Consider the following 11,715-nt stretch of genomic DNA (forward strand, 5'->3'; position numbering starts at 1 on the left):
CCTCCCACGGTACGGCGCCGCCGCCGGGCGCCTGCCCGCGGGTCAGCCCTTGCTCGCCTTGAGGGAGTAGATCAGCGGGATGCGCGGGTGGTCCGCCGGGAAGCGGTGGTAGCCGTCGCGGACCTCGAAGTTCTCGAAGCGCGGGAAGAGGGAGACGTCGTGCTCGTGCAGGAACTCGATCCGCAGCCCGGTCGCGGCGAGCGCGGAGACCACGTCGCCGAGGGTGTGCTGCCACTCCACACTGCGGTTGTGGACGGTGACGGCGTCCGGGTCGGCGTAGGTGCCGGGCTCGTCCCAGACCTGGGCGTCGCGGCGGAAGTAGTCCCGCACGATCTGCGTGCCGGTCGCGTCGTCCAGCGCTTCGGTGATCGGGTGGAACTCGGCGAGGTACAGGAACCCGCCGGGCGCGACGAGGGAGGCGGCCGTCTCCGCCCAGCGGCGGATGTCCGGCAGCCAGCACAGCGCGCCGAGCCCGGTGTAGACGATGTCGTACGCGGCCTCGGGCACGGTGTCGGCCGCGTCGTACACGTCACTGGTGACGAAGGCGGCGCGCTCCGGGCCGTGGCCCAGTTCGGCGGCGAGGGAGCGGGCGGCCTCGACGGCCGGGGCGGAGAAGTCCAGGCCGACGACCCGGGCGGCGCCCCGGTGGGCCCAGGAGAGGGTGTCGGTCCCGATGTGGCACTGGAGGTGGAGCAGCGTCTTGCCGGTGACGTCGCCGACCTCGGCGGTCTCGAAGTCGCGCAGGGCGTGCGGGTGGGCGCGGAAGCCGTCGAGGTCGTAGTACTCACCGGCGACGTGCACGGGGACGCGCTCGTCCCACATGGCCCGGTTGTCCTCGCGCCAGCCGTCGGGGGCGGAGTGATGGTCGACCTGGGTGCTCATGATCGGAAAGTTATCCACAGGCTGCGCACACCCGCCACCCAATTGTCGGCGCGGCCAGGCAGTATGGGCGCATGACTGGGGCGATGAGTGAGAGCAACGAGCCGGGCGTGCGGGACACGGCCGGCATGCCGGACTGGGAGAAGCGCTTCCGGGCGCCGCGGGTGTCCCTGCCCGACTGGGCGGAGGACGCACCGGACCGCTCCCTGTTCGTGTCGAACGCGACGGGCACGTACGAGCTGTACGCGTGGGACCGCGCGACGGGCGGGCAGCGGCAGGCGACGCACCGGCCGAACGGCACGACGGACGGCGCGCTCTCCCCGGACGGCGCCTGGATCTGGTGGTTCGACGACAAGGACGGCGACGAGTTCGGCATCTGGCGCCGCCAGCCCTTCGGGGGAGGTGAGGACGAGCCTGCCGTCCCGGGCCTCGATCCGTCCTATCCGGCCGGGCTCGCCCTGTCCCGGGACGGGCGCACGGCGGTCGTCGGCCGCTCCACGGACGACGAGGGCACGACGATCCACCTCGCGCGCGAGGGCGAGGACCCGGTCGAGATCTACCGGCACCGCGAGTCGGCGGGCGTCGGCGACCTCTCGCACGACGGCTCGCTGATCGCCGTCGAGCACACCGAGCACGGCGACGCCATGCACGCGGCGCTGCGCGTGCTCCGCCCGGACGGCACGCCGGTCGCCGAGCTGGACGACACCAAGGGCGGCACCGAGGAACTGGGCCTGGAGGTGCTGGGCTTCGCACCGGTCGACGGCGACACCCGGCTGCTCATCGGCCATCAACGCCGGGGCCGCTGGGAGCCGCTGGTGTGGGACGTGGCGACGGGCGAGGAGACCGACCTCGCCCTGGACCTGCCGGGCGACGTCGGCGCCGAGTGGTACCCGGACGGCTCGGCCCTGCTGATCGTCCATGGCTTCGAGGCCCGCAGCGAGCTGTTTCGCTACGACCTGGCGAGCCGTGAGCTGACCCGCATCCCCACCCCGCCCGGCACGGTCTCCGGCGCCACCGCCCGCCCGGACGGGAGTGTCGAGTACCTGTGGTCGTCGGCCGCCGAGCCGCCGGCGGTGCGGTCCACCTCCGGCGGTGTGGTCCTGGACCCGCCCGGCATGGCCTGTCCGCCGTCGGTGCCGGTGGAGGACGTGTGGGTGCAGGGCCCCGGCGGCCGCATCCACGCCCTGATCCAGAAGCCGGCGGGTGCCACCGGCCCGCTGCCCACGGTCTTCGACCTGCACGGCGGCCCGACCTGGCACGACAGCGACTCCTTCGCCGCGGGCCCGGCCGCCTGGGTCGACCAGGGGTATGCGGTGATCCGCATCAACTACCGCGGCTCCACCGGGTACGGCCGCGCCTGGACCGACGCCCTGAAGCACCGGGTCGGCCTGATCGAGCTGGAGGACGTGGCCGCGGTCCGCGACTGGGCGGTGTCCTCCGGCCTCGCCGACCCCGCCCGGCTGATCCTGACCGGCGCCTCCTGGGGCGGCTATCTCACCCTGCTCGGCCTCGGCACCCAGCCCGAGGCGTGGACGGTGGGCATCGCGGTCGTTCCCGTCGCGGACTACGTCACCGCGTACCACGACGAGATGGAGGCCCTGAAGGCCATGGACCGCACCCTGCTGGGCGGCACCCCCGAGGAGGTCCCCGAGCGCTTCGAGGCCTCGTCCCCGCTCACGTACGTCGACGCGGTCAAGGCCCCGGTCTACATCTCGGCGGGCGTCAACGACCCGCGCTGCCCGATCCGCCAGATCGACAACTACGTCAAGCGTCTGGAGGCCAGAGGCGCCATCCACGAGGTGTACCGCTACGACGCCGGGCACGGCTCCCTGGTGGTGGACGAGCGGATCAAGCAGGTGAGACTGGAGACGGACTTCGCGGCCCGGCACCTGGGCGCCAGCTGAGCGGGGGTCAGCGCAGCTCTGCGAGGCCTCGGCGGGTGGCGGCGACCACCACCCGGTCCCCCTTGACCAGCACATGATCCGGTGCCGTGTCCGCCCGCCCCTCCAGTGCCAGCACCCGCCAGGACCCGGCCCGGAAAGCGTCCCGTACGGTCCGCCCCTCCAGCTGGGGATGCCCGGCGACGTCCACCGCGGCGAACAGCAGCACCCGCCGCTCCACCGCGATGGCGCCCAGCACCTGCCGCCCCAGCATCGCCCCGGCGAACGCGGGCGCGGCCAGATGCGTGACGCTCCGGCTCCGGGTGAGGGCGTGCGGGTAGGCGGCGCGCAGGGTGCGGTACACCGCGGTGGCGAAGTCGTCGTCGTACAGCCGCAGCACCACCCGCAGATCGGGCCGTACGCTCCGCGCGTACAGCACGGCCTCCAGGTTCGTGGTGTCCGCGCTGGTCACCGCGAGCAGCGCGTACGCCCGGTGGATCTTGGCGGACTCCAGCACCCCTTCCTGGGTGACGTCCCCGAGCACCACGGGCACCCGCAGCCGCCGGGCGGTCGCCAGGCCCCGTGCCTCCGGGTCGGACTCGACGCACACCACGGGGATGTTCAGCTCGCGCAGCCGGGTCAGCACCCGGGTGCCGATCTTCCCCAGCCCGAGCAGCACCACATGCCCGCCGAGCCCGCGCGGCGGTTTGCGCAGGGCGGAGGCGGTGCGGAAGGTGCCCAGCGCCTCCAGCACGGCCGCCAGCAGCACCGGAAGCAGCAGCAGACCGACCAGTCCGGAGAGGAGTTGCAGGATCTGCCGGCCCAAGGGCGCGCCGATGGCCGGGTTGTCGATCGCGAAGAGGTCCAGCAGGGTCAGATAGAAGGCGCTGAGCGGATGCATCCCGGTGACCACCCACAGCGCGACGGCGAGCGCCACCACGCAGGCCACCATGCCGGCCAGCGACCAGCGCAGCCGCCGGGAGAACAGCGAGGCGAGCGGCGGCACCCCGCCACGGCCGGGCGCGGCCGACTCCCCGCCGTTCGCCGAGGACACCTGCTCCAGCACCACGGCCGCCCGCCCCGCGGCCTGCCGTACCTCGTCGTCGTCCGGCAGCAGCCGGGGCTCCTGGTCCACGGCCTCGGGATCCGTGCCCGGCGGGGAGAGCAGGGCGAGGGTGCACAGTCCGGTGCCGGCCGACGGCCGTTCGACGGCCCGCAGCAGCAGCCCCTCGGTCTGGACGACCTTGCTGGTGCCGGCGACGGCGGTGGCGGCCAGCGCGGGTGCGGCGGTGTCGGCGTCGGACAGCACGGTGGTGGACGCGTCCGAGCCGCCCTCGCCGTTGCCGGCGGCCAACGCGGCGGCCTGGTCGAGGAGTTCCTCGATGTGCTGGCCCAACCGCCGGTTGTAGAGCCGGAGGACGAGCCGCAGCCGGGGGTTGAGCCGGCGGGCGGTCAGTGCGGCCCGGATGTTGGTCTCGTCGTCGTCGAAGACGAGGGCGAGCGCGGCGGCCCGTTCCACTCCGGCCTGGGCGAGCAAGGACTCGGTGATCTCGGCGGCTTCCAGCACCCGTGCGGCCTCACCGCCGTTGCCGCCGCCGGCGGTGCTGCCCGTGCCGCCGGTGCTGCCCGTGCCGGCGGCCGTAGCGGTCGAGCCGGACCCGGGCCCGGAGCCGGACCTGGACCCGGAACCCGATCCGGACCCGGAACCCGGTCCGGAACCTGATCCGGACCCGGATCCGGACCCGGACCCGGACCCTGATCCGGTGCCGCCGCGGCCGACCGTGGCGCTGACCACGCGGTCGAACAGCGCGGCCGAAGCGGACCGGGCCCGTCCGACCACGGGAGGTCTGGCGGTGCGCTCGTTCGGCGGTACCACAAGGGTGACCTGCTCGCCGTAGACTCCGCGCAACTCGGCGGCCAGCCGGTGCGCGAGTCCGTCGTCGCCGCACACCACCATGTGCGGGGCCCTGGGCCCACCTTGATACGGAACGCTCCCCACGAGGGAAAAGACTGCCCCAAGGAGAGGAGTGGTTCCAGCAACGGTGTGAACACCCCGGGGGCGACTCGCGTACCGAAGGGGAGGGAGCGAACGAGGACAGCCAGCCGGAGGTAACCGCACGTGGCCATCACGGAAGACGCCCCGCCCAGCGCGGAGGTCAGCCCCCCGCCCGGTCCGGAGGGCCGCCGGCTCAGCTCCCCCCTCGTACTGACGCTGACTCTCCTCCTCGCGGTGCTCGCCCAGTCCCCGATCCGCGGCCTGCTCGGCACCCCGCTGATGCAGAGCTGGATGACGGTGTTCGTCGCGGTGACGGTCCAGGCGCTGCCCTTCCTCGTCCTCGGCGTGCTGCTCTCGGCGGCGATCGCGGTGTTCGTGCCGCCGTCCTTCTTCGCCCGCGCCCTCCCGCGCCGCCCCGCCCTGGCCGTCCCGGTCGCCGGGATCGCGGGCGCGGTGCTGCCGGGCTGCGAGTGCGCCTCGGTGCCGGTGGCGGGCGCCCTCGTCCGCAGGGGAGTCACCCCGGCCGCCGCGCTCGCCTTCCTCCTCTCCGCCCCCGCGATCAACCCGATCGTGCTGACCGCCACCGCCGTCGCCTTCCCGCGCAACCCCGAGATGGTGCTGGCCCGGTTCCTGGCGAGCCTGCTGGTGGCGTGCGCGATGGGCTGGCTGTGGCAGCGGCTGGGCCGCACCGACTGGCTGCGCCCGCCGGCCCACGGGGCGCACGAGGGCGCGACCAAGGGGGAGGCGTTCTGGAACTCGGTACGGCACGACACCATGCACGCGGGCGGCTTCCTGGTGCTCGGGGCGATGGCCGCGGCCACGCTGAAGGCGGCGACCCCGGCGGACTGGCTGCGCACGGCGGCCGGAAACCCCGTCTTCTCCGTGCTCGCACTGGCCGTCCTCGCCGTACTCCTGTCCATCTGCTCGGAGGCGGACGCGTTCGTCGCGGCCTCCCTCACCCAGTTCTCCCTGACGGCCAAGCTGGTGTTCCTGGTGGTGGGCCCGATGATCGACCTCAAGCTGTTCGCGATGCAGGCCGGCACCTTCGGCCGTACCTTCGCCCTCCGCTTCGCCCCCGCCACCTTCGCGCTGGCGATCGCGGGCGCTCTCGTGACCGGGACGGTGCTCCTGTGAACCGCCAGTCCCAGGCCGCCGTCATGTTCCTGCTCGGCGCCGCCCTCCTCCACGCGGGCAGCACCGACCTCTACCTCCGGTACGTCAAGGAGGGCCTGCGCCCGCTGCTGCTGGCCTCGGGCGCGGTACTGATCGCGGCGGCGCTGGCGACGGTCTGGTACGAACGCCGACGCGCCAGGGCCGCCGCCACCGAAACCCACGACCACCACCACCCCGAACCCCGGGTCTCCTGGCTCCTGTTGCTCCCCCTCCTCGCCCTGATCCTCATCGCCCCGCCCGCCCTCGGCTCCTACAGCGCCCTGCGCTCCGGTACGGCCCTGCAGAAGCCGTTCACCTACGGCAGGCTGCCCGCCGCCGACCCGGCCCCGCTGTCCGTCATCGACTACGCCTCCCGCGCGGCCTACGGCCACGGCCGTTCCCTGCGGGGCCGTACGGTCCGCGTCACCGGGTTCCTCGCCCTCGACCACTCGGGCGCGCCGTACCTGGTCCGGATGGCCCTCAACTGCTGTGCCGCGGACGCCCAGCCGATCAAGATCGCCCTCACCGGCAGCCTGCCCCCGGTCCTGCGCCCCGACGCCTGGCTGGAGGTGACCGGCACGTACACGCCCAGGCTCATGCAAGACCCCGTCAACAACGGTCCCATCCCCTACCTGAAGGTCGCCTCGGCGAAGCCGGTCCCGGTGCCGCACGATCCGTACGACGAGACGTGGAACACCTGACGCGCGATCACGGCAGTGCCGGCCGTCTCCTCGTTGCCGGATCCGGTACAAGACCGTTCGGCCCGGCGCGGTGACAATCCGAGGCATGAACAGCAAGGTCGGTCAACTCGTGGTCTGTGCGCTGCTGCTGGCGTGCGCGGGGGTGGCCGCATGGTTCGTGCCGGCCGTCACCGCGGACGAGCGGGCCTGGCGCGCGGCCCGGCCCTGCGCCGCCGGTACGCGCGGGAACGACTGCCTGCGCACCCTCCCGGCCGTGATCGAGCGGACCGATCCGCATTCGCCCAAGCAGGGCGGCCGCCTGTACTTCACCGACGGCCGTCCGCTGGACCGGCTCTGGGTGTCGTACGACGCGGCCGAGACCTTCGCGGCCGGTGACCGGGTGCGGCTGACCGTGTGGCGGGGTCAGGTGATGAAGGTCGCCGGGGATCGGTACGTCTGGCACGAGCATGTGCCCACCGGGGGCAGCCAGGCCGTCATCGCGGTCGGGTGCGTGCTGGCCGCCGGCTGGCCAGGGGCTCGGCTGTTGCTGCGGGCGCGCGGGCGCCGGCGACCGAAGGACAAGGTCCAGCCGTCACCGCTGCCGTTCCTCGTCCCCCTCCTCGGCACGGCGGTGTGGCTCTTCCCGCTGTGCTACCGGCACCCCGTGTCCCTGTTCGGCTCGCCGGGGACGATCGCCTGGGGGGCAGTGGGCACGCCGGTCAGCGTGGCGCTGTCCGGCTGGGCGTGGCGGGCGACCCGGATCCGCACGCCCGGTGACTCCGCGGCACCCGAACTCCCCACCGACAGCGAGGTGTTCCTGCCCGCGCGTTTCCTGGAGGACACCGACTACAACCCGCACGGCTTCGGTACCCACATCGTGCTCGGCGCCGACGGACCCGCCGTGACGCCGCACCCCGGGCCGGGGCGGTTCGCGGCGCGGCGGATCCCGGTGGGACGGCTCACCGTTCAGGGCGTGCGGCGGCCGCGGGGCGAGGAAGGCGACCTCGTTCCGCACCACTGGCACATCGCCGACCTTGACGACGCGGGTACGCCGGTCCGGCTCGCGGCCGACCCCGACGACCTCGCGCTCGTCCTGCGTGTGCTTTCCGGCGTGCGCGCGTGAATCCGCCCAGCAGCTCGGGGCGCCTACGCCCCGGGCTCCCTGAGGTCGACCCGCTCCAGGTCCCGCAACCACGCCTGCGCCGTCCCGTCCGACGGGGCCCGCCAGTCGCCGCGCGGGGAGAGTGAACCGCCTGCCGAGACCTTCGGGCCGTTCGGCATGGCCGAGCGCTTGAACTGGGAGAAGGCGAAGAAGCGGCGGATGAAGACCTCCAGCCAGTGGCGGATGGCGGCGAGGTCGTACGTGCCCCGCTCGTCCTCCGGGAAGCCGGGGGGCCAGGCGCCGTTCTCGCGGTCGTGCCAGGCGTGCCAGGCGAGGAAGGCGATCTTGGCGGGGCGGAAGCCGTAGCGCAGCACGTGGAAGAGGGTGAAGTCGTGCAGCGCGTACGGGCCGATCTTGGACTCGGTGGACTGCATCTCCTCGCCGGGTACGAGTTCGGGGCTGATCTCCGTGTCGAGGATCGCGGTGAGGATCTTGCCGGTCTCCTCGTCGAACTGCTCGCTGCCGACGACCCAGCGGATGAGGTGCTGGATCAGTGTCTTGGGGACACCGGAGTTGACGTTGTAGTGGCTCATCTGGTCGCCGACGCCGTACGTCGACCAGCCGAGCGCCAGCTCGGAGAGGTCGCCGGTGCCGAGCACGATGCCACCGCGCTGGTTGGCGAGGCGGAACAGGTAGTCGGTGCGCAGGCCCGCCTGGACGTTCTCGAAGGTGACGTCGTACACCGGCTCGCCGGCGGCGAAGGGGTGGCCGATCTCCTTCAGCATCAGCCGGGCGGTGGGCGTGATGTCCAGCTCGGCCGCGGTGACGCCGAGGGCGCGCATCAGCCGGTGGGCGTTGTCCTTGGTGTGGTCGCTGGTGGCGAAGCCGGGCAGGGTGAAGGCCAGGATGTCGCTGCGCGGGCGGCCGGCGCGGTCCATCGCCCGGGCGGCGACGATCAGCGCGTGCGTGGAGTCCAGGCCGCCCGAGACGCCGATGACCACCTTCGGGCCGCCGATCGAGGCGAGGCGCTGCTGCAACCCCGCGACCTGGATGTTGTAGGCCTCGTAGCAGTCCAGGGCGAGGCGGTCGGCGTCGGCGGGCACGAACGGGAAGCGTTCGACGCGGCGGCGCAGGCCGAGGTCGGTGGTGGTGGGCGGGGCGAGTTCGAAGGACACCGTGCGGAAGTCGTCGGTCCGTGCCGCGTGGGTGCGGCGGTTGTCGCCGAAGGTGCCCATCCGCTGCCGTTCCTGCCGCAGCAGGTCGAGGTCGACGTCGGCCACCGCGTACTGCTCGCCGAGCGGGAAGCGCTCGGTCTCGGCCAGCAGTTCCCCGTTCTCGTAGATCAGGGTCTGGCCGTCCCAGGACAGGTCGGTGGTCGACTCACCCAGGCCGGCCGCGGCGTAGACGTACGCGGAGAGGCAGCGCGAGGACGCGGAGCGGCACAGCAGCTTGCGGTCCTCGGCGCGGCCGACCGTGATCGGGCTGCCCGACAGGTTGACGAGGACGGTCGCACCGGCCAGCGCGGCCTCCGCGCTCGGCGGCACCGGCACCCACATGTCCTCGCAGACCTCGGCGTGCAGGACCAGCCCGGGCAGATCCGTCGCCGCGAAGAGCAGGTCCACGCCGAAGGGCACGTCCGCGCCGCCGAGCCGGATCGTTCCGCCGCGTTCGCCGTCTCCCCCGGCGATCTGCCGGCGCTCGTAGAACTCCCGGTAGTTCGGCGGGTACGACTTCGGTACGACGCCGAGGATCCGGCCGCGGTGCACGAGCACCGCGCAGTTGAAGATGCGGTCGCGGTGGCGCAGCGGGGCGCCGACGACCAGCACCGGCAGCAGGTCCGCCGACCCGGCGACGATCGTGGCGAGCGCCGTCTCGACGTCGTCGAGCAGCGCGTCCTGCAGCAGCAGGTCGTCGATCGCGTACCCGGACAGGCACAGCTCCGGGAACACGGCGACGGCGACACCCTCCTCGGCGCACCGGCGCGCATGGCGCAGGACCGCCTCGGCGTTGGCGGGCGGGTCGGCGATGACGGTGTGGCCCGTGCACGCGGCGACGCGCGCGAAGCCGTGCTGGTAGATCGACCAGAAGCTCAACGGGACCTCTTTCCGAAGCGACTTTCCTACAAGAGGAAGCCTAAAGGGCAGGCCGCCGCCCACCGCTCACCTGCGGGTTTCAGCGCTCCGAGGCCCTTCTCGCCCGGCTGAAACCCCGGTGAAGCCGCCCTGAACCGCGCCGGCCGCACGCTCTGGGGCATGACGACGACCGGACAAGAACTCGCGATCGCGGCCACCGGGCTGCGCAAGGCCTACGGGGACAAGACCGTCCTCGACGGCATCGACATCCAGGTGCCCGCCGGCACGATCTTCTCCCTGCTCGGGCCGAACGGCGCGGGCAAGACCACGGTGGTCAGTATCCTGTCCACGCTGATCTCCGCCGACGGCGGCCAGGCCCGGATCGCCGGGCACGACCTCACCGCCCAGGCCCAGGCGGTCCGGGCGGCCATCGGGGTCACCGGGCAGTTCTCCGCCGTGGACGGGCTGATCACCGGCGAGGAGAACATGCTGCTCATGGCCGACCTGCAGCACCTCTCCCGCCGGGAGGGACGGCAGGTCGTGGCCGAGCTGCTGGAGCGCTTCGACCTGGTCGAGGCCGCGAAGAAGCCCGCCTCCACCTACTCCGGCGGCATGAAGCGCCGCCTCGACATCGCCATGACCCTGGTCGGCAACCCGCGGATCATCTTCCTCGACGAGCCGACCACCGGCCTCGACCCGCGCTCCCGCCACACCATGTGGCAGATCATCCGCGAGCTGGTCTCCGGCGGTACGACCGTCTTCCTCACCACCCAGTACCTGGAGGAGGCCGACCAGCTCGCCGACCGCATCGCGGTGCTCAACGGCGGCCGGATCGTCGCCGAGGGCAGCGCCGCCGAGCTCAAGCGGCTGGTGCCCGGCGGCCATGTGCGGCTCCGGTTCTCCGACCCGGTGACGTACGAGCGGGCGGCGACCGCGCTGCGCGAGACCACCCGCGACGACGAGGCGCTCACCCTGCAGATCCCCAGCGACGGAAGCCAGCGCGAGCTGCGCGCCGTCCTCGACTGGCTGGACGCCGCCGGCATCGAGGCCGACGAGCTGTCCGTGCACACCCCGGACCTGGACGACGTGTTCTTCGCCCTGACCGGCAGTTCCGTACCCGCCCAGACCACCGACAAGGAGACCGTCCGATGATCACCGCCGGCTACGCCTTCCGCGACAACCTCACCATGCTGCGGCGCAACCTCCTGCACGCGCGCCGCTATCCCTCCCTCACCCTGAACCTCCTGCTCACCCCGGTCATCCTGCTGCTGCTCTTCGTCTACGTCTTCGGCGACGTGATGAGCGCCGGCATCAACGGCGGCCACGCGAACCGGGCCGACTACGTCGCCTACCTCGTCCCCGGCATCCTGTTCCTGACCGTGGCCATGACCTCGCTCGGCACCGCGGTGTCCGTGTGCACCGACATGACCGAGGGCATCATGGCCCGGTTCCGCACCATGGCGATCTCCCGCGCCTCCGTGCTGATCGGCCATGTGATCGGCAGTGTGATCAAGACGCTGATGGCTCTGGTGCTCGTCCTCGGTATCGGACTGGCCATCGGCTTCCGGCCGAACGCGACGCCGGTGGAGTGGCTCGCGGCGGCCGGACTGATGGCGCTGGTCAGCCTCGCGCTGACCTGGATCGCGGTCGGCATGGGCCTGGTGAGCCCCAACCCCGAGGGCGCCAGCAACATCGGGACCCCGCTGGTCATGCTGCCGTTCCTGTCCAGCGCGTTCGTGCCGGTGAACGCCATGCCGGGCTGGTTCCGCTGGTTCGCCGAGTACCAGCCCTTCTCGCCCTTCATCGAGACCCTGCGGGGGCTGCTGCTGGGCAGCGGGATCGGCACGAAGAACGCCGTGCTGGCTCTGGCGTGGTGCGTGGGGCTGACAGTGCTGGGCTATCTGTGGTCCAAGGCGCAGTTCAATCGCGAGCCGAAGCGGTGACGACGCGGAAG

General features: G+C 72.7%; 9 protein-coding genes. 6 read left to right on the forward strand and 3 right to left on the reverse strand.

Features of this window, described 5'->3' with window-relative positions; translation table 11 throughout:
- Nucleotides 1-42: 42 nt before the first annotated feature.
- Nucleotides 43-882: a class I SAM-dependent methyltransferase gene (locus ACFYOH_RS10705; RefSeq protein WP_388623491.1), complete on the reverse strand. Its 840-nt coding sequence runs from the start codon at nucleotides 880-882 to the stop codon at nucleotides 43-45.
- Between the two features lie 83 nt (nucleotides 883-965).
- On the opposite strand from ACFYOH_RS10705, the gene ACFYOH_RS10710 reads away from it, so the two are divergent.
- The gene (locus ACFYOH_RS10710; RefSeq protein WP_388623494.1) at nucleotides 966-2,783 is read left to right on the forward strand and encodes a prolyl oligopeptidase family serine peptidase; all 1,818 of its coding nucleotides are present in this window, start codon (nucleotides 966-968) and stop codon (nucleotides 2,781-2,783) included.
- A 7-nt stretch (nucleotides 2,784-2,790) separates the two neighbouring features.
- Here the strand turns inward: ACFYOH_RS10710 and ACFYOH_RS10715 are convergent, their stop codons facing one another.
- Complete coding sequence (locus tag ACFYOH_RS10715) at nucleotides 2,791-4,716, reverse strand: NAD-binding protein (RefSeq protein ID WP_388623496.1); 1,926 nt, start codon at nucleotides 4,714-4,716, stop codon at nucleotides 2,791-2,793.
- A 162-nt stretch (nucleotides 4,717-4,878) separates the two neighbouring features.
- Here ACFYOH_RS10715 and ACFYOH_RS10720 point away from each other — a divergent pair, with 162 nt between their 5' ends.
- From ACFYOH_RS10720 to ACFYOH_RS10730, 3 genes are all read left to right on the forward strand, one after another.
- Entirely contained in the window at nucleotides 4,879-5,889 is a 1,011-nt protein-coding gene (locus ACFYOH_RS10720; RefSeq protein WP_388623499.1) for a permease, read from the forward strand.
- Nucleotides 5,886-6,608, forward strand: a complete 723-nt coding sequence (locus ACFYOH_RS10725) for a TIGR03943 family putative permease subunit (protein ID WP_388623501.1) — start codon at nucleotides 5,886-5,888, stop codon at nucleotides 6,606-6,608. Before ACFYOH_RS10720 ends, ACFYOH_RS10725 begins: the two co-directional genes overlap by 4 nt.
- A gap of 85 nt (nucleotides 6,609-6,693) precedes the next feature.
- Nucleotides 6,694-7,710 (forward strand): hypothetical protein, encoded by a 1,017-nt coding sequence (locus ACFYOH_RS10730; protein WP_388623504.1) that lies wholly within the window; start codon nucleotides 6,694-6,696, stop codon nucleotides 7,708-7,710.
- A gap of 23 nt (nucleotides 7,711-7,733) precedes the next feature.
- Here ACFYOH_RS10730 and ACFYOH_RS10735 read toward each other — a convergent pair whose 3' ends face one another.
- Nucleotides 7,734-9,782: an NAD(+) synthase gene (locus ACFYOH_RS10735; RefSeq protein WP_388623506.1), complete on the reverse strand. Its 2,049-nt coding sequence runs from the start codon at nucleotides 9,780-9,782 to the stop codon at nucleotides 7,734-7,736.
- Nucleotides 9,783-9,941: 159 nt separating this feature from the next.
- On the opposite strand from ACFYOH_RS10735, the gene ACFYOH_RS10740 reads away from it, so the two are divergent.
- Both ACFYOH_RS10740 and ACFYOH_RS10745 read left to right on the forward strand, forming a co-directional pair.
- On the forward strand, nucleotides 9,942-10,913 hold the full coding sequence (locus tag ACFYOH_RS10740) for an ATP-binding cassette domain-containing protein (protein ID WP_388623509.1): 972 nt from the start codon (nucleotides 9,942-9,944) through the stop codon (nucleotides 10,911-10,913).
- The gene (locus ACFYOH_RS10745) at nucleotides 10,910-11,704 is read left to right on the forward strand and encodes an ABC transporter permease (RefSeq protein ID WP_388623512.1); all 795 of its coding nucleotides are present in this window, start codon (nucleotides 10,910-10,912) and stop codon (nucleotides 11,702-11,704) included. Before ACFYOH_RS10740 ends, ACFYOH_RS10745 begins: the two co-directional genes overlap by 4 nt.
- The last annotated feature ends 11 nt before the right edge of the window (nucleotides 11,705-11,715 follow it).

Origin of the sequence: Streptomyces sp. NPDC007856 (genome assembly GCF_042868225.1) — a bacterium.
GTDB lineage: Bacteria > Actinomycetota > Actinomycetes > Streptomycetales > Streptomycetaceae > Streptomyces.

Excerpts from the sequence above, each read along its gene's own strand:
- ACFYOH_RS10740 (WP_388623509.1), top strand. The coding sequence starts at position 9,942 with ATGACGACGACCGGACAAGAACTCGCGATCGCGGCCACCGGGCTGCGC.
- ACFYOH_RS10745 (WP_388623512.1), top strand. The coding sequence starts at position 10,910 with ATGATCACCGCCGGCTACGCCTTCCGCGACAACCTCACCATGCTGCGG.
- ACFYOH_RS10730 (WP_388623504.1), top strand. The coding sequence starts at position 6,694 with ATGAACAGCAAGGTCGGTCAACTCGTGGTCTGTGCGCTGCTGCTGGCG.
- ACFYOH_RS10715 (WP_388623496.1), bottom strand. The coding sequence starts at position 4,716 with ATGGTGGTGTGCGGCGACGACGGACTCGCGCACCGGCTGGCCGCCGAG.
- ACFYOH_RS10705 (WP_388623491.1), bottom strand. The coding sequence starts at position 882 with ATGAGCACCCAGGTCGACCATCACTCCGCCCCCGACGGCTGGCGCGAG.
- ACFYOH_RS10710 (WP_388623494.1), top strand. The coding sequence starts at position 966 with ATGAGTGAGAGCAACGAGCCGGGCGTGCGGGACACGGCCGGCATGCCG.